The following is a 20,870-nucleotide window of genomic DNA, read 5'->3' on the forward strand; positions in this document are numbered from 1 at the left end:
ATGCGGCCCATGAGCAGCCCCGGGCCTCTGTACCGTCCGTACGAAAAACTCATCAAGATCACCATCATGGGCCGGGAGTTTGAAGTGCCCGAAGGCAACATGATGCTGCGGGCGATGCAGTTCCTGGCGCCGGAGGAAATCTCCTACGGCCGCTTCTGCTGGAACGAGGACTGCCAGTATTGTCGCGTGGTGTACGACATGGGCGAGGGCACGCAGGCGCACGCGGCCATCTCCTGCAAGCTGATGGTCAAGGAAGGTATGCGCGTCATCGAAATGGCGCAGGAGATTCGGTACTGCTTGCGCAGTTTAAATCTGAAGTGAGTTGCGTGTTGTGACGCATCTGGTGATCGGGTGATCTAAAACCTTCCCGCTTTAGATCGCCAGATCATCCGATCACCCGATATTCAGTCCCCCGGCCTGCGCGCGGGACGTGCGGCGCTGGGCTTGGTGCCCAGCGAAGCCAGCCGCTTGCGTGCCTGGTCGGCTTCCAGCGACCGCGGGTAGCGCTTGACGAGGGCGTTCAACTCCCGGACCCCATCATTGCGGCGTCCCAGTTCCAGCAACGCAAATCCCTTTTTCAGTTGCGCCGCCGGAGCCTTATTGCCGCTGGGATACTGTTCCAGGACCTTGTCGTATTCCTGCACCGCCTGCTCGTAGTTGCCCTGCCGATAAGCGAGGTCGGCGATGTAGAACTGCGCGTTCCCCGCGAGGTCGGTGTTGGGATAGAACTTCAGGTAATCGGCAAACTCCTGCAGCGCCAGGTCGTACTTGGCGGCGTTGTAGTCGCGCAACGCGTTGTTGTAGAGCACGTCGGGCGGAGGCGCCTGCTGCTGCGCCGGCTGCGCGGGGGGCTGGCCGGCCGCAGCGCCGGGGGGCAATGTGGTCTGCGCGTTTTGCATGGCCTCGAGCTGGTTGCCGATCTTGCCCATGCGCGCCTTGAGTTCATCCACCGAGTCGTTCAGCGCCTGGATTTGCCCGGAAAGCTGGTCGGTGCGCGTGCCGCCCTCCGCCTGCTGCTGCTTGAGAGTGCGTTGCAGATCGGCGAGGCCGGCATTGATCTGGTTCATCTTGTCGGTGCTGGATTCGATCAGGTTTCGCATCACGCCCATGCGCTCGTCGAAAGCCTGCTGCATGCGCGCCATCTGGTCCTGCAGCGCCTGCACCTGTGTCTGGAGCTGAACGATTTCCTTGCTGACCGGAAACGCGGGCAAGGCGGCGGCGACCAGCAATGCCAGGGGAACAAAGAACTTCAAAGTTTTCATAGACAGCTGCTCAGTTGTGCTGCTCTGTTGGATGCAGAAATACTGCTGTTGGTGCTGGGTAGCCGGCCGTTGGCCGGTGAATCGCCCGGTGGACAGGGAGATGCGGACACAGAAGATGGCTCCGGTGTCCGCGCACTGTTCTCTACCACGGTCCCCAGCAACCCGTGCCCCAGGCTACCTCTGGTACACGAAGTGCCCGCGGCGGTTTTGTTGCCAGCACTGCTCGCTGGACTCGGTGCAGAACGGCTTTTCCTTGCCGTAGCTGATGGCGTGGATACGATCCGCTCCGACACCGGCCTGGATGAGCGCGTTCTTCACCGCATTCGCGCGATTGTCGCCGAGCGCCAGGTTGTACTCCGTCGAGCCGCGCTCGTCGCAATGTCCCTCGAGGGTGAAGTGCATCGCGGGATGCTGCGCGAGGAACTGTGCGTCGGCCTGCAGCGCCGCCTGCTGGTCCGCCCGGATATCGTACTTGTCGTAGTCGAAGAAGATGTCCCTGACGTTCCGGCTGAACAACTCCTCGTCGGTAGCGCTGGGTTGGAACGGCGGCGGCGGCGGTGGCGTGACCGTCACCCGCGCCGTGGCTTCCTGGGTGCCGCCGGCGCCCTTGGCGACCAGCCGGTAGGTGGTGGACTGTGTCGGTGACACGCGCTGCGAGCCGTTGGGATTCACATTGCTGCCGTCGAGCGTGACAGCGGTGGCGTTCTGCGTTTGCCATGTCAGCGTGCTCGATTGCCCCAGCTGAATGGTGTCGGGGCTGGCGCTCAGTGAAGCCGTCGGCGCTGCCGGCGGTGGTGGCGGTGGCGGTGGCGCCGGAGCGACTTTCTTCTTGCAACCGCCCAGAGTCAGCACACTGCCCAAAAGCACGATGAGAAAAATCCACTTCAACCTGTCGTGATTCACCTCTCTCCTCCCGTACAACGCAAGTGAACCCAAATCATCCAGCGGCCGGTGTCTGTTAAGAATCGTCCGGCGTTCTGCCTGCAATCCAACAATGTACACCCGGAAAGCCTAAAACGTTTCCACTACATTTGCGCACACACACGTTCGTGTGATGCAAGATGCGCCTGGCCCGTTGTGCAACGCTATTTCCAACTCCAGTTGGGCTGCGTATTGTGACCGGCGCTGGTCAAGCGGTGCTGCTCGGTACCGTCGGCCAGCATGGTCCAAATCTGTTCGCCGCCGGCGCGGTTGGACTGAAACACAAGGTGCCGCCCGTCCGGAGACCATGACGGAAAATCGTTGCGGCCGGCCTCGTGCGTCAGCTGGACGATCTGCTTGCTGGCGATATCCATGACGTAGATGTCCTGCGCTCCCGGCATGCCGGGCCCGTAGTGCCGGATCCAGGCGAAGGCGAGGTACTGGCCGTTGGGCGACCACGATGGCGACACGGCATAGCCCTGGTCGGTGATGCGCTGCGGGTTCGTGCCATCGGCCTCCATGAGGTAGATCTGCGGCAGGCCGCTGCGTCCGCTGACCCACGCAATCTGCGCCCCGGTCTTCGGGTTCCACACCGGCGCCACGTCCGGTCCGCGGTAGGCGGTGACGCGCCGCAGGTGCGAGCCGTCAGAGTCGGCGACGAAAATCTCCGGATCGCCGCTGCGCGACGATGAGAACGCAATCTGCTTCCCGTCGGGCGCCCAGGCCGGCGAGAGGTTGGTGCCGCCAAAACGCGGAAACGACACGGTGCGGCCGAGGTCCAGGGAGTACATTCCAATGTTCCACCCGCCGCCGGTGATAGCGCTGAAGGCGACCCGCGAACCGTCGGGCGAAATGCGCGGCGACAGCGCGATCGAGCCCAGGTGCGTCAACGGGCGCTGATTCGCGCCGTCATAATCCATGAGCCAGATTTCCTTGTGCCCGTCCCGGCTGCTGACGAAAGCAATTTTGCTCTCCGCGATGCCCGGGATGCCGCCGCCCAGGCGAAAGATGATCTCATCGGCGAAGCGGTGCGCGATGATGCGCGCGTTCTCTTCCGTCGCCTTTTCGCGGTACTGCTTGCCCAGCACCTGCGGCGACTGCGAGTTCTTCACGTCGTACAGCCAGCCCTGCACGACCACATCGCCGGCGGAGGCGTTGAGGTTGCCGAACGCCAGCATGCCGGCATTGGTCGGAGGATTGGCCCACGCGTCGAGTTTCACTTCGTCGGGCGAACCCGGCACCTGGAGCGGGTAGAAGCTCTTGGAGACGACGTCGAAAATGCCGGCCTGGCTGAGGTCGTTCCACAGGGTTTCGTTGAACGCCTTCAGCAGCAGGCCACTGGCGGAATCGGCGGTCACCTGCTTGAAGTCGGGCACCGCAAGGCGGACTTTTTCGACCCCAAGCCCCGTGCCGGTACGGATCCAGTCGTTCTGGGCGAAAGACACTGACGTCAGCAACAGGATCGCGAGAAATGCCAGAACAATTCGTTTCATCATTGATGTGTAATTTGCAATTTGTAATTTGTAATTTTCCACTGCGTCGCGCAATTCCGCCGCAGAAATTGCCAATTACAAATTACCAATTGCAAATTTCCTACCTCCGGAAATCAAACCAGAATTCCACCGAGACGCGGTTGCCGGCGTACTCATTGGGCAAGGGCCCGAAAGAGTCGATGCGCTGCAGCGCGCGCAGCGCCGACTGGTCCAGCGACGGCACGCCGCTGGATTGCTCGATCTGCACGTTGGCCGGCTGCCCGCTCCGCGTGATTTCGAAGGTGATGTAAACCCGGCGCGCATCGTGGATATTCGGGTCGATCTCGTATTTCAGCCAGTTCTCCGAAACCTTCTGCTGCACCACGCGGACGTACCACCCGAAGCGCGAACCGAAATCCCCGCTGCCGCCGTTGAACCCGAACCCGCCTTTCGCATTCGGGGTGCTGAACACGCCATACGGCCCGCTCACCGGACCGCCCTGTCCGAAGGGCACCACATTGCTGGGCTCTTCCTCCGGCGGGCGGGGTTTCGTCTGGGTCGAGGTGCGGGGCTTCGGCTCGGGACGCCGCTTGGTGTCCTTCTCCGGGATCGGGATCGCCTCCGGGGTTGGTTCTTCTTTCACCTGGGGCAACGATTGCGTCAACCCCTTCGATTCGTTGGCCAGGATGTTCTGCGTCTGTGTCGCGGCATGGGGCAACGGGATGGTGCTGACCAGGGTGGCGCTCATGGCGCTTCCGCCTGAGCCGGCGCCGCCCCAGGATTCGCCGGCGAAGCGCCCGAAAATGGCCCCGTAAATGAGCATGGACGCAAAGAACAGCCCATGCAGCGCAACCGACCAGGCCAGCGGCTGCTGCCAGTTCTCCCGTTCGGTATAGATATCAGCGCGTGCCGGCATTCGGGTTCAGGGGCTGTGTGACGATGCTGACGTTGGTGATACCCGCCTGCTTGACAGCGTCCATCACCGTGGCAAAAGCGCCGAACGGAACATTTTCGTCGGCGCGAAGAAAAATGGATTGCCGTTGCGGATCGCGGACCCTCCGGCGCAACGTGGCCGGAATCAGGTTCACGTTGATGGGATCGTTGCCGAGAAACACGCGCTGCTGCTTGTCGATGCTGATGACCAGGCGCTCTTCCGTGATTTCCTTCACCGTCTTGGTTTTTGGAACGTCCACTTCGATGCCGGACTGCAGAATGGGCGCGGTCAGCATAAAAATGATCAGCAGCACCAGCACCACGTCCACCAGCGGCGTGATGTTGATGTCGGCCAGCGCCGAGCGGGTGCGGCCGTTGGAATCGGTGAATGCCATTACCGTAACTCCGGTTCCGTGGCGGCGACGCGGCGCGGCGTCTCGGCGCCGGCGCGCTCCACGGCGTTGAGCATTTCCAGCGAGAAGTCATCCATGCGCTTGCCGAACTCCCGCAGGTCGTTGCCAAACAGGTTGTAGGCGATCAACGCCGGGATGGCGGCGAACAGGCCGGCGGCGGTGGTGATCAGCGCCTCGGAAATCCCGGGCGCCACCGCGCGCAAGGTCGCCGCTCCCGCCGTGCCCAGGCCATGGAAGGCATCAATGATGCCCCACACGGTACCGAACAATCCGATGAACGGGGTAGTGGCGGCGGTGATCGCGAGCCAGGGCAGGCGGCGCTCCAGCCGCGTCAATTCCTCGGAGGCGCCGATCTGCATGGCGCGCTGGATGGGGGCGGAGCTGCCGCGCGAGCGCTTGTACTCGTCATATCCGCTCGTGAAGACGGCCACCAGCGGGCTGGGCCTGAACTGCTCCGACACCGCGGCAATGTCCTGGAAGCGCTGCGCCCGCCGGAAAGCACGCAAGAACCGCCCGCTTTGCACGCGCGCCCGCCGCAGCAGGTTCCATCGCGAAAGAATGATGGACCAGGAGAGGAGGCTGAAGAACAGCAGAATGATGAGAACCACCTTGGCAACCGGACCGGACTGCCAAACCAGGTTGGCGATCTCACCGCCGATGACAAACGAAAGGAAGGGGGAAATAAGCATCATCCTTCAGGAAAATTTGTCCCACAACTGGACTCAATTATAGACCAGCGCTGCGGGAGTAAGTTGTTGCCGTATGTGGTCCGAGTTGAATGCTCACCATCGGTGAACGCAATCTTTCACGTCCCACCACGCTGGGCGCTCCGGGCTTCACCTGAGCTTTGATGCCTTCCACTCGGAAAGCGGAACCGGCAACTTGAAAACGGCAGTCGTGCTATTCTGCGCACGAATTTCTCCCACAGGAATCTCCGGTGCTCCTCGAACTGCGCGTCGAAAACTATGCCGTCATCGATCACGTGGTGGTGGAATTCGCCCCGGGATTAAACCTCCTGACCGGCGAAACCGGCGCGGGCAAGTCCATCCTGATCGACGCGCTGGCGTTGCTGCTCGGCGAAAAGGCTACCAGCGACATCATCCGCCACGGGGCGGACAAGGCGGTGGTGTCGGCGGTCTTCGACGTGGACGACCGGCGCGCGGCCGAGGTCCTGGAACAGAACGGCATCGACTCCGACAATTGCGAAATTATTCTTCGGCGCGAAATCGCCGGCGGCGGCCGCGGGCGCGTATTCGTCAACAACCAGCCGGCCACGGTCGCCGTGCTCAAGCAACTCGCGCCCATGTTGGCGTCGGTGCACGCGCAGACCGAGTCCATCCTGGGTTTCGACGCCGCCGCGCGGCTGAAGCTGCTGGACCTGTTCGGCGGATGCGATGCCGGCGCAGCGGCCGCCGTGTTCAGCACCTGGCATGGAATCCGCGGCCGCATCGCCGAGTTGGAACGCGGCGAACAAGACAAATTGCGCCTGATCGATCTGTGGAGCTTCCAGAAGAAGGAGATTGAGAGCGCGCGGCTGCAGGCGGGCGAAGATGAGCGGCTCGAGGCGGAGAAGCGCGTCCTCGCCAATGCCGAGAAAATCTACCTCGCCGCCATGACGGCCTACGACCTGCTGTACGAAGGCGACGCATCGGCCGCCAGCTCATTGCGGGCGGCTTCGCGGCAGGTCGAGGAACTCGCGCGTTACGACCCGACCTTCCAGGATTCGCTGGCAGCGCTGGAATCGGCGCGCATCGCCGCCGAAGACCTTGGTGCCACGTTGCGCGAGTATGCCGGGGCCATCAACGCCTCCCCGGAACGGCTGGCCGAGATCGAAAACCGGCTGGCTACGCTCGATCGCATGAAGCGCAAGTACGGAGAGTCGCTGGATGCCGTCATCGCGTTCGGCGAAGAAGTCGCGCGCAAGCTCAACGAGATCGAAAACAAGGACGAGGTGCTGCGCAATCTGCGCGCGGAATTGGCGGCAGCGGCCGCACAGTATCTTTCAGCCGCGCGCGCCCTCTCGCGCCAGAGAACCGACGCCGCGCGCCGCCTGGAAAAATTGGTCGAGCAGGAAGTAAACGAGCTGGCGATGAAGGCCCGCTTCCGCGTGCAGGTGGATGGTTCCGACGAGGAGCAGAACTGGAGCAGTTCCGGGTTCGACCAGGTGCAATACCTGATCGCGACCAACCCCGGCGAACCGCTGAAGCCGGTGGAGCAGATCGCTTCCGGCGGCGAATTGTCGCGCGTCATGCTGGCGCTGAAGGCGACCATTGAAGCGCGGACGCGGCGGCGGAGTAACGAGACACAGCGCACAATGGTTTTCGATGAGATTGATATCGGCATCGGCGGGCGCGCGGCGGAGGCCGTTGGCAAGAAGCTGAAAGAGCTCGCAGCCACCTCGCAAGTGCTCTGCATTACGCACCTGCCGCAGATCGCCTGCTTTGCCGATCAGCATTACGTCATCGAAAAGAAGGCAGTGGCCGGACGCACCCGCACCATCCTCCGTCGTCTCGACGACCGCGAACGCCGCGAGGAACTGGCGCGCATGTTGAGCGGCGCCAAGGTCACGGAAACCTCGCTTAAGCACGCCGAGCAAATGCTGAAGGCAGGAACTCCGAGGTAGGGCTGCGCCCGTCCAAGCCGCATTTTCCGCCCGCGAGTTCTGGGCGCTGTTCACTGCGGAATAGCGCCGACCGATGTTAATCCCCGCATTGTCTGTTATTTACATTGACGGTACGCGTTGGGGTGAGCTAGGTTGGCATCGTTTATACTACCAAGGGTGAGGGGTGCACCGGCTCCGGGTAGCCGGTCAGGATTGATGACCGACAAGCACGAGAAATCGCTGTTGTTATTGAAGCCGCGTGGCTTTTGCGCCGGAGTGGTGCGCGCCATTGACATTGTCCGCATCGCACTCGAGACCTTCGGCCCGCCGATCTACGTCCGCAAGGAAATCGTCCATAACCGCTATGTGGTCGAGGAGCTTTCGGCCAAGGGCGCGATTTTTGTGGACAACGTGGACGAGGTCCCGGCCGGGGAGCGCGTCATCTACAGCGCCCACGGCGTCGCCCCCAAGGTCCGCGACGCCAGCAAAGACAGGAATTTGCGGGTGATCGACGCCACCTGCCCGCTGGTGACCAAGGTGCACGTCGAGGCCATCCGTTTCGCCAAGGAAGGGTATTCGTTGATCCTGATCGGTCACCGCGACCACGATGAGGTGATCGGCACCCTCGGCGAAGCTCCGGCAGCGACCCAGGTGGTGGGTTCGGCGAAAGACGTGGAAAAGCTCCACGTTCCCGATCCCGATCGGGTGGCGTACCTGACGCAGACCACCCTCAGCCTTGACGAAACCCGCGACATTGTCGAGGCGCTGAAAAACAAGTTTCCCAACATCACCGGCCCGGCCGCCCAGGACATCTGCTATGCCACCGAAAACCGGCAGACGGCGGTGAAGCACATTGCCAGCGAGGTTGACCTGCTGCTGGTGGTCGGTTCCGATAATAGTTCCAACTCCAAGCGCCTGGTGGAAGTAGCCGGGAGCCTGCGCACGCCGTCGTACCTGATCGAAAACTATCGCGCCATCCGGCCGGAGTGGCTGCAATCGGTGCGCAATGTTGCCGTCACTGCGGGAGCGAGTGCGCCGGAGTGTCTGGTCGAAGAAGTGGTTGAGTTCCTGCGCGGAAAGGGTTTTACCGGTCTCAGGGAAGTGGAAGTGATGCCGGAAAACGTCCGGTTCGGGCTGCCGCCGGAAATTGTCGAGGCGATTGGCAGCGCTCCGGCCGCAGCCACGGCGGAGTGATCCCGTCAGAAGGAGAGTTCGGGCGGGTTTTGTCCCCCAGAAACCTGATGAAGTTTGGCAAGATCGACGACATCGTGAGCCGCGTCGCCGCGGCGCTGGACGCGGCGCGCAAGCATTTGTTCTCTGTCCAGCACGAGGACGGGTACTGGTGTGGCGAACTCGAGGCGGACACCACGCTCGAGTCCGACTACATTGCCATGCACACCCTGCTCGGCACTGGTGATCCCAACAAATTCCAGAAAGCGGCGCGCTGCATCCTCGACCACCAGAACGAAGACGGCGGCTGGCCCATTTTTCCCGACGGTCCTTCCGATGTCAGCGCCTCGGTGAAGGCATATTTTGCCCTCAAGCTGGCCGGCTACAGCGCGCAGCACCCGGCGATGGCGCGTGCGCGCGGCAAAATCCGTGAACTCGGCGGACCCAGTTGCGCCAATACCTACACCAAGATCTATCTCTGCTTTTTCGGGCAGTATGACTGGTTCGCCGTGCCCGCGATTCCCCCGGAGATCGTGCTGTTTCCCAACTGGTTCTGGTTCAACATCTACGAGATTTCCTCCTGGTCGCGCGCCATTTTCATCCCGCTGGCGATCGTGTACGCGAAGAAGCCGTACAAGAAGATTCCGCCGGAAATGGGCATCGAGGAACTTTTTCCGGGAGGGCGCGACAACTGCAATCTCTACTTGCACTGGGACTCGCGCTTCTTCAGTTGGCGGAATTTCTTCCTCTTCCTCGATCGCGTGACGCACTGGCTGGAGCGCATCCACATCCGGCCGCTGCGCTCCATCGCGCTGCGCGCCGCCGAAGAGTGGATGCTGGAGCGCTTCGAGATGAGCGACGGCCTGGGCGCGATTTATCCGGCCATGATGAACTCCATCATCGCGCTGCGCTGTCTCGGCTACTCGGTGGACGATCCGCGATTCATCCGCGCCCTGGACGAGTTCGAAGCCCTCGGCATCGAGGAAGAGAGCACCTTCCGCATGCAGCCGTGCAAGTCGCCGGTCTGGGACACCGTGTACGCGCTCTACGCACTCGGTCAGAGCGGCGTCAGCCCGAAAGACCCGCGCATGCTCGCCGCCGCCGATTGGGTGCTCAAGAAACAGGTCACGCACAAGGGGGACTGGTCGGTCAAGAATCCCAAGGGCCAGCCCTCCGGCTGGTACTTCGAATTCAACAACGAGTTTTACCCTGACGTGGACGACACCGCGCAGGTGTGCCTGGCGCTGGACCATGTGGATCATCCCAATGAGCGCTACCAGCACGAGTCGGTGACCCGCGCCCTCGATTGGGTCTTCTCCATGCAGTGCAAGGACGGCGGCTGGGCATCCTTCGACAAGGACAACGACAAGCTCGTCTTCCAGTACATCCCGTTCGCCGACCACAACGCCATGCTCGATCCGGCGACCGCGGACATCACCGGCCGCGTGCTGGAGATGCTGGCCGCGCACGGCTATACCCAGGCCGACAAGCGAGTGCAGCGCGCCATCAAGTTCATCCTCAACGAGCAGGAACCGGACGGGTCATGGTTCGGCCGCTGGGGCTGCAATTACATCTACGGTACGCACCTCGTGCTGCGCGGGCTGGAAGCCATCGGGGTTGACCGAAACGAGCCCTACATCCAGCAGGCCGCCGAATGGCTCCGCATGGTGCAGAACCCGGACGGCGGGTGGGGCGAGAGCATCTGGTCGTATCACGATCCGGCGGCGCGCGGCGTGGGTCCGAGCACGGCCTCGCAGACGGCGTGGGCCATCCTGGGCCTGCTCGCCGCCGGCGACACGCGCAGCGATTGCGTGCACAAGGGAATCGCCTACCTGCTCAAGACGCAGCGGCGCGACGGCTCGTGGCAGGAAAAATGGAACACCGGCACCGGGTTCCCGAAAGTTTTTTATCTCAAGTACCACATGTACGCCGAGTACTTCCCGTTGCTGGCGATGGCGACGTATCAGAAAGTCATGATGGCGGCGGAAAACGCCGCCGACGTTCCGGGTTCGCAAAATAGCGCGCCGCAAACCGAATTGGGAGAAGCGTAATGCCAGTACCGGTCTCGCAGATGTGGACGGTCGCCAGCTACGTCCTGAAGCAGAAGCTGCTCGGACGCAAGCGTTACCCGCTCGTCCTCATGCTGGAGCCGTTGTTCCGCTGCAACCTGGCATGCGCCGGCTGCGGCAAGATCCAGTATCCCGGCCACGTGCTGAAAATGCAGCTCACGCCGGAAGAGTGCTTTCGCGCGGCGGAAGAATGCGGCGCTCCCACCATTGCCATCCCGGGTGGCGAGCCTTTGCTGCATCCGCAAATCGGCGAAATCGTCGCCGGCCTGGTCGCGCGCAAGAAATACATTTACCTCTGCACCAACGCGCTCCTGCTCAAGCAGAAGATCGACCTGTTCCAGCCGAGCAAGTTTCTGACCTTCTCCGTCCACGTGGACGGGCAGCGCCAACATCACGATTTTTCCGTCTGCCTGGAAGGCGGCTACGACAAGGCAGTCGAGGGTGTCCGGGAGGCGCTGCGCCGCGGCTTCCGCGTCACCACCAACACCACGTTGTTCGACGGCGCCGACCCCAGCAGCGTGCGCGAGTTCTTCGACGAGATGATGGAGCTCGGCGTCGAGGGCATGATGCTCTCACCGGGATACTCCTACGACAAGGCGCCCGACCAGAGCCACTTTCTCGGGCGCGCCCGCACCCGCCGGCTGTTCCGCGCCATTCTCTCCAACCGCAAGCAGAACTGGCGGTTCAACATGTCGCCGCTCTTCCTGGAATTCCTGATGGGCAAGCGCGATTATCCGTGCACGCCCTGGGGCATGCCGACGTTTAATGTCTTCGGCTGGCAAAAGCCCTGTTACCTGCTCCAGGACGGCTATGCGGATACGTTTGCCGAGTTGATGCAAACCACCGAGTGGGCCGGCTACGGCACCGAATCCGGCAATCCCAAGTGCGCCAACTGCATGGTGCACAGCGGCTACGAAGCCTCGGCGGTGAACGACACATTCAGTTCGCTGCGCGGCTTCTGGGACACGGTTCGTGCCACGATGTCGAGCCGCTACCCGGATCCCAAGGCGCTGGAACTGCTTCACGAACCTGTCCGCCCGGTGCACACCTTCAATCCGCTGGTGCAGATAGAGAGCGATGCGCCGCAGGAGACACGGGTGTGACCGGCCGCGAAGCAGGACATCGCGCCGGGACACCAGAGCCCGATCCAGACGCCTTGGAAGTCATCGAGCGCGGCGCCCGCGAGCAACTCGAAGGCTGGGTACCCGAACTGGCCGACGAAAACGAGCTGCGCCAGGCCCTGGAGCGCGCCTTCGATTACCGCGGCGACGTGCTCATCACCCGCAAAGACGGCACCCAGATCGAAGGCTATATATTCGACCGCCGCCCCGGCCGCACGCTCGCCGATTCCATGGTTCGTCTCGTGCCGAAAAACGGAGCAGGAAAGACCTCGGTTTCCTACGCCGACATTGCCGCCCTCGCCTTCACCGGCCGCGACATGGCAGCCGGACACAGCTGGGACGCTTGGGTGCGGCAATACTGGGAGCGAAAGGCCGCTGGGGAGAAGGGCATTTCGCTGCAGCCTGAAAAGCTCGAATAGCACGCCAGATTCGATGAAAGCGTTTGTGACAGGAGCGACCGGCTTTGTCGGAAGCCACGTGGCGCGCGCATTGGCCAACCACGGCGCCGATCTGCGCCTGCTGGTGCGAGCCTCGAGTCCGACCAGAAACATTGACGGCCTGCATGCCGAACGTGTGGTCGGCGATCTGCGAGAGCCCGATTCGCTGCGCACCGCGATCGCGGGCTGCGAAGTGGTGTTTCACGTTGCCGCCGATTACCGGCTGTGGACGCGCGATGCTGCCGACATGCAGTCCATGTATCGCTCCAACGTCGAGGGCACGCGGGCGCTGATTGATGCTGCCAGGCAGGCCGGCGTGCGGCGAATCGTGTATTGCTCCAGCGTCGCGACCATGGGTTTCACCGGCAACGGCCGCCCCGCCGACGAGAATTCGCCGGTGCGCCTGGAAGACATGATCGGCCACTACAAGCGCTCCAAGTTCATTGCCGAGCAGGTGGCGATCGAGGCCGGAAGGTCCGGCGGCGATGTCGTGGTGGTGAATCCGACCACGCCGGTCGGCGAGGGCGATGTCAAACCCACTCCGACCGGACGGATCATCCTCGACTTCCTGAAGCGAAAATTTCCCGCCTACGTGGATACCGGCTTGAACCTGGTGGATGTACGCGAGGTTGCCCGCGGGCACATCGCGGCGCTGGAGAAGGGAACCCCGGGCGAACGCTATATCCTGGGCGGCGAGAATCTGACGCTGAAACAGATTCTGGACAAACTCGCGGCCATCACCGGATTGCCGGCGCCCAAGATTCGACTGCCCTACGTGTTCGCGCTGGCGGCAGGCGCCGGCGATACCGTCATCAGCGGGCGATTGCTGCACCGCGAACCCCGCGTCACGCTGGACGCGGTTCGCATGGGCCGAAAAAAAATGTGGGTGTCGTCCGAGAAAGCGCAGCGCGAGTTGGGTTGGAACATAGTAGCGGTGGACGATGCCCTGCGCCGGGCCGCCGAGTGGTTTCAAGCGAATGGCTATGTCGGTTGACATTGCCATTATCGCCGCCCTGGAACGTGAAGTCCGGCCGCTGGTGCGCCGCTGGCCTCGCCGGCAACTCGTTTCCGGCGAGGCAACGTTTTCGGCCTTTGCGAGCAACCGGGTTCTGGTGGTTTGTTCCGGGATTGGGGCACGGCTGGCGCGTCAGGCTGCGGTCGCCGTCTTTGATTCCGAGCGGCCCCGCATCATCGTCTCGGCGGGTTTGGCGGGAGCACTGGATTCGCAATTGAAGGTGGGACAAATTCTTCATCCGGCAACGGTCGTGGATCTCGGCACCGGCGCGCGCTTCGATGCCGGCGGTACCGATGGTGTCCTGGTCAGCGTTTCTTCGGTGCTCGATCGCGACGCCAAGCGGCGGATCACCGGCGCTTTCGGCGGCCAGGCGGTTGACATGGAAGCCGCTGCCGTAGCCCTGGTCGCGGGCCAGCATGACTGTCAATTCATGGCGCTCAAGGCTGTATCCGAACCGGCGGACTTTCCCATGCCCTCATTCGATCGGTTCATCGACTCTCGTGGACGCATTCGCACCGCGCGCCTGGTGGCTGCCTGTGCGCTGCGGCCGGCCAGCTGGGGCACGCTGGCGCGGCTTGCCCGCAATACTGCCCAGGCATCTCAGAAACTTTGCCAGGCTCTGGCTCATCTCATTGAGAAGCAAGGCGCAGCGCCTCAACCGGCGCTGTCGGGAAAAACATCGTAATGCCGACTGCCACACAGACCGGGGCACACCGGGATGCAACGCTCATCCCCACCAAAATGCGCGCCGCCGTGTATCACGGCAGGGACGACGTGCGCCTGGAAATCGTTCCGGTTCCCAGGATCGGCGCCGGCGAGCTTCTGGTAAAGGTTCACACCTGCGGCATCTGCGGCACCGACTTGAAAAAGATCAGCACCGGTTCCCATTCCGCGCCCCGCATCTTCGGTCACGAGACGGCCGGCGTGGTGGCGCAAGTCGGCGCCGGAGTAAGCGGCTATGCCCTGGGTGATCGGGTCAGCGTCTTTCATCACATCCCCTGCGGCGACTGCTTCTACTGCCGGCACAAGGTGTTCGCCCAATGCCCGGTTTACAAGCAAGTCGGCTGTACCGCAGGCTACGAGCCCAGCGGTGGCGGCTTTTCGGAGTATGTCCGGGTCATGGACTGGATCGTCGCCCGGGGCGGTGTCGTCAAGCTGCCGCCGGACGTTTCTTTCGAGCAGGCCTCGTTCATTGAGCCCATCAACACCTGCCTGAAAGGAATTCAGACCCTGTCACTGGCGCGGGGTGAGACGGTGCTCGTTATGGGACAAGGACCCATCGGTATCCTGTTGGGAGTATTGGCCCAACGAGCAGGTGCAAAGGTATTCACTTCCGATTTATTCCCCCAGAGGCTTACAATAGCTGCTGGCTTTGGACTCAACAGGTCCATGGATGCTTCGCGCTGCGATGCTGTCCAGACGGTGCGCCAATGGACCGAGGGGCGTGGGGCTGATGCCGTCGTTCTGGCGGTTGCCGGGACGTCTTTGATACCTGCGGCTGTGGAGGCTGCGCGGCCGGGTGGCAGGATATTGCTTTTCGCGCAGACGGTTCGAGGAGAGGCCGTTATCGATCCTGCCGCAATCTGTGTTGACGAGAAAACTTTATTGGGCTCTTACAGCGCTTCCGTTGATCTTCAGGACGAAGCTGTGAGTTTTGTATGCCGCCATGAAATGGATTTGGAGCGGCTCATTACTCACCGTTTTCCCCTGTCCAGCGCCTTGGAAGCACTGAACTTAGCGGCTCATCCCCGGCCGGATTCGATGAAAGTCGTCATCCAGCCGGCACTGGAACCCAAGGTTCCCACTGCGTAGCTAATCGTTCCAAGGAGTCGCACCAGGGAAGGAATGCTAGTGAACGGACATATGACAGCAGCTGTCCTCTACGGTAAAGAGGACGTGAAGATTGAGAGAGTGCCCATCCCCCGTGTCGGTCACGGCGAGGTTCTGATCAAGGTCCAAGTCGCGCTGACCTGCGGTACCGATCTCAAGGTTTACCAGCGCGGATATCATGCCCGCATGATCGTCCCGCCGGCCCTTTTCGGCCACGAATTGGCCGGAGTCATCGAGGAGGTCGGACCCGGCGTTAAGAGCTTCCGCAACGGCATGCGCGTGGTGGCGCTCAACTCGGCGCCCTGCCAGATGTGTTTCTACTGCTCCAAGCACCAGGAAAATCTTTGTGAAGACCTGCTCTTCAACAATGGCGCCTATGCCGAGTACATCAAGATTCCCCGCCGGATCGTAGAAAGCAATATGCTGGCAGTGCCCAGCAATGTGAGCTACGAAGAAGCGGCCATGGTTGAGCCGCTGGCCTGCGTCCTGCGCGGGCTCCACGAGACCAGCCTGGAAATCGGCGATACCGTGGTCGTCATCGGCGGCGGCCCCATCGGCCTGATGTTCGTACAAGTCGCCAAGCTCAAGGGATGCAACGTGATCTCCGTCGCCAAGCGCGATTCCCAAGTTTCAGCCGCCAAGCGCTTGGGCGCCGACGACGTCGTCCAGATCACCCAGGTGCAGGACCCCGTGGATGCCGTGCGCGCCCTGACTCCCGATCGCCGCGGCGCCGACGTGGTCATCGAAGCGGTCGGGCGCCCCGAAGCCTGGGAGTGGGCCATTGACATGGCCCGCAAGGGCGGCACCGTAAATTTCTTCGGCGGTTGTGCCAGCGGCACCAAAGTCGCGCTCGACACCAATCGCCTGCACTATTCCGAGATCACTCTGAAGGCCACGTTCCATCACACGCCGGAAACGGTTCGCAAGGCCTTCGCGCTGATCGCCGAACGCAAGATCCGCGGCGCCGACTACATTACCGGCGAGGCGCCGCTGTCGCGCTTGCAGCAAGTGTTGCGTCACATGCTCAACCGGAATGGCGACATCAAGACCGCCATTATCCCGGGGCACTGAACAAGCCGAAACCACAGAGGACGCGGAGGGCCACCGAGGTCCTCCGTTATTTTTTTGCCTCTGTGTCCTCTGTGGTTAAATTGACCATGTTGACGGCAACCCCCAATTCCGTCCCCTTTGCCGGACTCCCGCCGGAATACGCCATTCCGGAGCAGGCGCCGTCGTTGCCGGAGGCGCGTGCCTACTGTGAGCGCCTGGCGCGCAGCCATTACGAGAATTTTTCCGTCGCCACCTGGTTTCTTCCGGAACGCGTTCGCCCTCATTTCTACAGCGTTTACGCCTACTGCCGAATTTCGGATGATCTGGGCGACGAAGTCGGCGATCCGCAGCAGTCCTTGCGCCTGCTGCAGGATTGGGAAGGGGAGCTGAATGCAACCTACTTGAGCCTGGTGCAGGCGCCGCCCCCCGATGTGCGGAGAAATGTAGAAAAGCTTGAGCCGGGACCCTCATCGCGCAACCCGGCGCGTCCCACCCACCCCGTTTTTATCGCACTGCGGGAGACCATCCGCGAGTGCAACATCCCGCGTGAGCCCTTTGCGGACCTGCTGAAGGCCTTTCGCCAGGATCAGACCGTCGGCCGCTATCCGGCCTTTGACGATGTGCTGGCATATTGCCGCTACTCGGCCAATCCCGTCGGCCGGCTTGTGCTCTACGTCTGCGGCTATTGCGACGACGAACGCCAGCAGCTTTCCGACTTCACTTGTACCGCGCTGCAATTGGCGAATTTCTGGCAGGACGTCTGGAGCGACTACGGCAAGGGCCGCATTTATCTTCCGCTGGAAGACATGGGGCACTTCGGCGTCAGCGAGCAGGACATCGCCAGCCGCCGCTGTACCCCACAATTCCGCGAGCTGATGAAATTCGAGGTCGCGCGCGCGCGCGAGTGGTTCCACCGCGGCTTGCCGCTGGCGCGCAAAGTGGACAAAGACTTGGCGCCCGATATCGAACTGTTTACCCGCGGCGGCCAGGAAATTTTGCTTGCCATCGAGCGCCAGAACTTCGATGTTTTAACCAGACGCCCGGCTATTTCCAAGGCAAGGAAACTCGCCCTGGTCGCGAAAGCCGCACTGGGAAAAATCCTTTGAACATGAACTCACCACGGAGACACGGAGACACAGAAAAATCATCAGGTCTTTCTCCGTGTCTCCGTGCCTCTGTGGTGAATTCGAGCTCTCCACGTAACCCATGACCGTCCTCGCCCAAACCGGCCAGGCCCCAAGCGCGCCCCGCGCTGCGCCCGTGCAACTGCGCACTGCGTACGGCGTGTGCCGGCACATTACGCGCAAGGCGGCGCGCAATTTCTACTATGCATTTCTCGTGCTGCCGCGGCGCAAGCGCGATGCCCTCAGCGCCGTGTACGCGTTCATGCGCCACGCCGACGACATCAGCGATGACCCGCAGCTCACGCCGGAAGACAAGCGCCTCCGGCTCAATGCCTGGCTCGACTCTTTGCATGGCGTAGTGGCCGGCGAACCCACCGACGACCCCGTCCTCATGGCGGTTGGCGACAGCCAGCGCCGCTTCAAGATACCCATTGAACTGCTGGAAACGCTGGTCTACGGCACCGCCATGGACGTCCCCTGGCCCAATAGCCGGCAGCCGGTGGCCGACAGTCCAGGCGTGCTCTACACGACCTTCGACGATCTCTACAACTACTGCTACCACGTTGCTTCGGTTGTGGGCCTGGTCTGCATCCGCGTCTTCGGCTATCGCGATCCCGCGGCGGAAGCTCTTGCCGAGCGCTGCGGCATCGCCTTTCAGCTCACCAACATCATTCGCGACGTCAAGGAAGACGCCGCCATGGGCCGCATCTATCTGCCGCAGGAGGACCTCGACCGTTGCGGCATCGGCGCCAGTATGTTTCGTGCACCGAAGCCGGCGGCATTTCGTGCGCTGCTGGAGATGGAAGCCGATCGCGCCCGCCAGTATTACGACTCGGGGCGGCAGTTGATCGCGTACATGGACGAGGACAGCCAAGCGGCCCTTTGGACCCTGGTCGAAATCTACAGCCGGTTACTGGAAAAAATTGCTGCCAGGGACTACGACGTCTTTACCGAACGCGTGCGGCTCACCACCGGCGAAAAGCTCCGCATCCTCTGCAAGGGCCTGTGGCGGCGGATCACGGAATGACCCCGGCAACCCAGAAACCTCCGACCGTAGCCGTCATCGGCGGAGGCCTCGCCGGACTGGCCGCCGGTTGCGCGCTGGCCGACACCGGCTTCCGCGTCTCGCTGTTCGAGCGCCGTCCCTACCTCGGGGGCCGCGCCTCGTCCTACCAGCACCCCGGCACCGGCGAGGTGGTGGACAATTGCCAGCACGTGCTGCTGGGCTGCTGTACGAACCTGATTGATTTCTACCAGCGCATCGGCGCGCAGGACAAAATCCGCTGGTACCGGCGCTTGACGTTCATTGAGCCCGGAGGCCGGCGCTCCGTCATTGAGCCGGGAATACTGCCGGCTCCACTCCACAGCGCGACCTCGTTCTTGCGTGCCGCCTGCCTTTCGCCGGCGGACAAGCTGGCCATCGCCCGCGGCATGCTGGCGCTGACGGCTCGCTTACCCGCTGACGACGGTCCGCCGTTCCTCGATTGGCTCCGCGATCATGGTCAGACGCAGCGCGCGATTGACCGCTTCTGGCGCGTGGTGCTGGTCAGCGCGCTCAATGAGGATTTGGAACGTGTCTCGTCGCGCTACGCGGCCCAGGTTTTTCGCGAGTCGTTCCTCAAGTCGGCGCAAGCAGGCGCCCTCGGCTTGCCCGCGCTGCCCTTGTCCGATCTCTACGGGATCGCCGGCGATCACATCCAGCGCCACGGCGGTGGCGTGCAATTGCGTGCTGCCGCCGATGCCTTCCGCCCTGAGCGGGGCAACGTGCGCATCTGCGCCGGCGGCCAGGAAACCGCATTTGATTATGCCGTCCTCGCGGTCCCGTTTAACGTACTGGCCGGGATGCTGCCCGAAGACGATCCGGCAACACCGCTGCGCGCCATGCTCGACCGCTTCCAGACCTCTCCCATCACCGGCATTCACCTCTGGTTTGATCGCCAGATCACCGACCTGCCGCACGCCGTGCTCCTCGACCGGACCATTCAGTGGATGTTTCACAAATCGGAAATCCTCGACTGCACTGCGGGCACGCCTCCACCGGCTGCGGACGACAGCCCCGCAGGGGCGGCAGATGCTAGCCCGGGGCGTGAGCCCCGGGTAGGCGACCTAAACGAAACGGAGTCCCGAAGGGACGGCACAAAGGGAAGTTACGTCGAGCTTGTCGTGAGCTCCTCGAAGACTCTCGCGGACAGGCCCAAGCAGGACATCCTCGATCTCGCCCTGCGGGAGCTCACAGATTTCTTCCCTGAAGTCAGCCATGCAAAGCTGCTGAAATCCACGGTCATTAAGGAAGTGAACGCCACTTACTCTCCGCTGCCCGGCGCCGACTCGCATCGTCCATCGCAAACCTCGCCCTGGCCGCGGGTTTTCCTGGCCGGCGACTGGACCGCCACCGGGTGGCCCGCCACCATGGAGGGTGCGGTGCGCAGCGGCTATCTCGCCGCCGAGGCGCTGACCCGCGCGGCAGGGCAGCCGCAGCGGTATCTTGCACCCGATCTGCCACCGCGCGGCTTCATGCGAATGTTTAGCAGGTCTTAGGTTTTGGGTTTTAGGTGTTAGGCGAGGACGTTTAGTAGGTCTTATTTTCTAGGTTCTAAGCGGAGGACATATAGCCTAACGCCCAACGCCTAAAACCTAAAACCTGTCTCTCCTACCTTGCCACCAAGGCCACTCCAGCAGCAACCAGGATCGCGGCCAGCCACCGTTGCCGGTCCACCTGCTCGCGAAGAAAAACCTTGGCGACGATCGCATTGCCGATAAAGGTCAGCGACGCCGAGGCCGGCGCCACCAGGCTCACATCCGCCCACGACAATGCAAACAACAGCGAGAAGAACGCCAGCGCCATGAACGCCACCCCGATCCACAGCGTCGCATTTCCAAGCACAACTTTAACTGTTGTCCATAACCCATTGCTGTGAAACAGATGTCCAACGTCGCCCGACTGCTTCATGGCGAGCGATGTCAGCACGTCACCGGCGGTTGAAAAGACCACCACCGCCAAAATGCTGCCCCAGGTGTAGTGCCAGTTGGTCATGCGCTGCCGACCGGCGGCGGTGGATGGCCCTGGACCCCTCGCGCGGTTGCCGTCTTCGCGGGCCCAGCAGTGACGAACCCGACTCCCATCGCGATCAGCGCAATCCCTGCCCAGCGCCACGGCGAAATGTTCTCGTGCAGGAAAAACTTGGCGAGCACGGCCATCAGGATGTATCCCACTGCGGTGGCGGGCAGCACGTAGGTGAGGTCGGCAAAGGAAAGCGCGCTCAGGTAGCTGACGAAGAAGGCCAGCAGCAGAATGATTCCCGCCCCCACCCAAGGCGTAAAGATGGCGTGGATGACTTGGGTCCATTGGCCGAGGGAAAGCGCGCCCACGGACTTCATGCCGCGCGACAGCGCGACATCGCCACTCGCACCAAACAGCACCACCCCGGCCAGGGTAGCTTGCATGCGGAAG

21 protein-coding genes are annotated in these 20,870 nt (G+C 62.5%); 13 read left to right on the forward strand and 8 right to left on the reverse strand.

The window, feature by feature from the left end:
* Positions 1 to 9: 9 nt before the first annotated feature.
* Positions 10 to 321 (forward strand): (2Fe-2S)-binding protein, encoded by a 312-nt coding sequence (locus tag LAN70_10520; GenBank protein MBZ5511589.1) that lies wholly within the window; start codon positions 10 to 12, stop codon positions 319 to 321.
* Positions 322 to 404: 83 nt separating this feature from the next.
* Here the strand turns inward: LAN70_10520 and ybgF are convergent, their stop codons facing one another.
* From ybgF to LAN70_10550, 6 genes are all read right to left on the reverse strand, one after another.
* Positions 405 to 1,262 (reverse strand): tol-pal system protein YbgF, encoded by an 858-nt coding sequence (gene ybgF / locus LAN70_10525; GenBank protein MBZ5511590.1) that lies wholly within the window; start codon positions 1,260 to 1,262, stop codon positions 405 to 407.
* A gap of 174 nt (positions 1,263 to 1,436) precedes the next feature.
* Positions 1,437 to 2,150, reverse strand: coding sequence for a peptidoglycan-associated lipoprotein Pal (gene pal / locus LAN70_10530; protein MBZ5511591.1), 714 nt, complete (start codon positions 2,148 to 2,150; stop codon positions 1,437 to 1,439).
* Between the two features lie 197 nt (positions 2,151 to 2,347).
* Positions 2,348 to 3,679 carry a Tol-Pal system beta propeller repeat protein TolB gene (tolB, locus tag LAN70_10535; protein MBZ5511592.1) on the reverse strand — a complete coding sequence of 444 codons (1,332 nt, stop codon included), beginning with the start codon at positions 3,677 to 3,679 and terminating at the stop codon, positions 2,348 to 2,350.
* 97 nt (positions 3,680 to 3,776) lie between these two features.
* A complete protein-coding gene (locus LAN70_10540; GenBank protein MBZ5511593.1) occupies positions 3,777 to 4,571 on the reverse strand; it encodes a TonB family protein in 795 nt (264 codons plus the stop codon).
* Positions 4,555 to 4,983: a biopolymer transporter ExbD gene (locus LAN70_10545; GenBank protein MBZ5511594.1), complete on the reverse strand. Its 429-nt coding sequence runs from the start codon at positions 4,981 to 4,983 to the stop codon at positions 4,555 to 4,557. Before LAN70_10545 ends, LAN70_10540 begins: the two co-directional genes overlap by 17 nt.
* On the reverse strand, positions 4,983 to 5,693 hold the full coding sequence (locus LAN70_10550) for a MotA/TolQ/ExbB proton channel family protein (GenBank protein ID MBZ5511595.1): 711 nt from the start codon (positions 5,691 to 5,693) through the stop codon (positions 4,983 to 4,985). Before LAN70_10550 ends, LAN70_10545 begins: the two co-directional genes overlap by 1 nt.
* 245 nt (positions 5,694 to 5,938) lie before the next feature.
* Here LAN70_10550 and recN point away from each other — a divergent pair, with 245 nt between their 5' ends.
* The 12 genes from recN to hpnE all read left to right on the forward strand — a co-directional run bounded on the left by recN (position 5,939) and on the right by hpnE (position 19,957).
* A complete protein-coding gene (gene recN / locus LAN70_10555) occupies positions 5,939 to 7,624 on the forward strand; it encodes a DNA repair protein RecN (protein ID MBZ5511596.1) in 1,686 nt (561 codons plus the stop codon).
* Between the two features lie 195 nt (positions 7,625 to 7,819).
* Positions 7,820 to 8,797 (forward strand): 4-hydroxy-3-methylbut-2-enyl diphosphate reductase, encoded by a 978-nt coding sequence (gene ispH, locus LAN70_10560; protein MBZ5511597.1) that lies wholly within the window; start codon positions 7,820 to 7,822, stop codon positions 8,795 to 8,797.
* Between the two features lie 47 nt (positions 8,798 to 8,844).
* Positions 8,845 to 10,824, forward strand: coding sequence for a squalene--hopene cyclase (gene shc / locus LAN70_10565; GenBank protein ID MBZ5511598.1), 1,980 nt, complete (start codon positions 8,845 to 8,847; stop codon positions 10,822 to 10,824).
* Entirely contained in the window at positions 10,824 to 11,945 is a 1,122-nt protein-coding gene (hpnH, locus tag LAN70_10570) for an adenosyl-hopene transferase HpnH (protein ID MBZ5511599.1), read from the forward strand. The genes shc and hpnH overlap by 1 nt, the downstream gene beginning before the upstream one ends.
* 53 nt (positions 11,946 to 11,998) lie before the next feature.
* Positions 11,999 to 12,382 carry a hypothetical protein gene (locus LAN70_10575; protein MBZ5511600.1) on the forward strand — a complete coding sequence of 128 codons (384 nt, stop codon included), beginning with the start codon at positions 11,999 to 12,001 and terminating at the stop codon, positions 12,380 to 12,382.
* Between the two features lie 13 nt (positions 12,383 to 12,395).
* Positions 12,396 to 13,394 carry an NAD-dependent epimerase/dehydratase family protein gene (locus tag LAN70_10580; GenBank protein MBZ5511601.1) on the forward strand — a complete coding sequence of 333 codons (999 nt, stop codon included), beginning with the start codon at positions 12,396 to 12,398 and terminating at the stop codon, positions 13,392 to 13,394.
* Entirely contained in the window at positions 13,384 to 14,100 is a 717-nt protein-coding gene (locus LAN70_10585; protein MBZ5511602.1) for a hypothetical protein, read from the forward strand. The genes LAN70_10580 and LAN70_10585 overlap by 11 nt, the downstream gene beginning before the upstream one ends.
* Complete coding sequence (locus tag LAN70_10590) at positions 14,100 to 15,227, forward strand: zinc-dependent dehydrogenase (protein MBZ5511603.1); 1,128 nt, start codon at positions 14,100 to 14,102, stop codon at positions 15,225 to 15,227. The genes LAN70_10585 and LAN70_10590 overlap by 1 nt, the downstream gene beginning before the upstream one ends.
* Positions 15,228 to 15,278: 51 nt before the next feature.
* Entirely contained in the window at positions 15,279 to 16,316 is a 1,038-nt protein-coding gene (locus LAN70_10595) for a zinc-binding dehydrogenase (protein ID MBZ5511604.1), read from the forward strand.
* 86 nt (positions 16,317 to 16,402) lie between these two features.
* The gene (hpnC, locus tag LAN70_10600; GenBank protein ID MBZ5511605.1) at positions 16,403 to 17,401 is read left to right on the forward strand and encodes a squalene synthase HpnC; all 999 of its coding nucleotides are present in this window, start codon (positions 16,403 to 16,405) and stop codon (positions 17,399 to 17,401) included.
* Positions 17,402 to 17,501: 100 nt separating this feature from the next.
* Entirely contained in the window at positions 17,502 to 18,446 is a 945-nt protein-coding gene (locus tag LAN70_10605; GenBank protein ID MBZ5511606.1) for a phytoene/squalene synthase family protein, read from the forward strand.
* The gene (gene hpnE / locus LAN70_10610; GenBank protein MBZ5511607.1) at positions 18,443 to 19,957 is read left to right on the forward strand and encodes a hydroxysqualene dehydroxylase HpnE; all 1,515 of its coding nucleotides are present in this window, start codon (positions 18,443 to 18,445) and stop codon (positions 19,955 to 19,957) included. The genes LAN70_10605 and hpnE overlap by 4 nt, the downstream gene beginning before the upstream one ends.
* Before the next feature lie 112 nt (positions 19,958 to 20,069).
* Here hpnE and LAN70_10615 read toward each other — a convergent pair whose 3' ends face one another.
* Together LAN70_10615 and LAN70_10620 are read right to left on the reverse strand one after the other, a co-directional pair.
* Positions 20,070 to 20,453 (reverse strand): hypothetical protein, encoded by a 384-nt coding sequence (locus tag LAN70_10615; protein ID MBZ5511608.1) that lies wholly within the window; start codon positions 20,451 to 20,453, stop codon positions 20,070 to 20,072.
* Entirely contained in the window at positions 20,450 to 20,863 is a 414-nt protein-coding gene (locus tag LAN70_10620; GenBank protein MBZ5511609.1) for an EamA family transporter, read from the reverse strand. Before LAN70_10620 ends, LAN70_10615 begins: the two co-directional genes overlap by 4 nt.
* Positions 20,864 to 20,870 lie beyond the last annotated feature (7 nt).

It is taken from the genome of Terriglobia bacterium (assembly GCA_020072845.1).
Taxonomy (GTDB): domain Bacteria; phylum Acidobacteriota; class Terriglobia; order Terriglobales; family Acidobacteriaceae; genus JAIQGF01.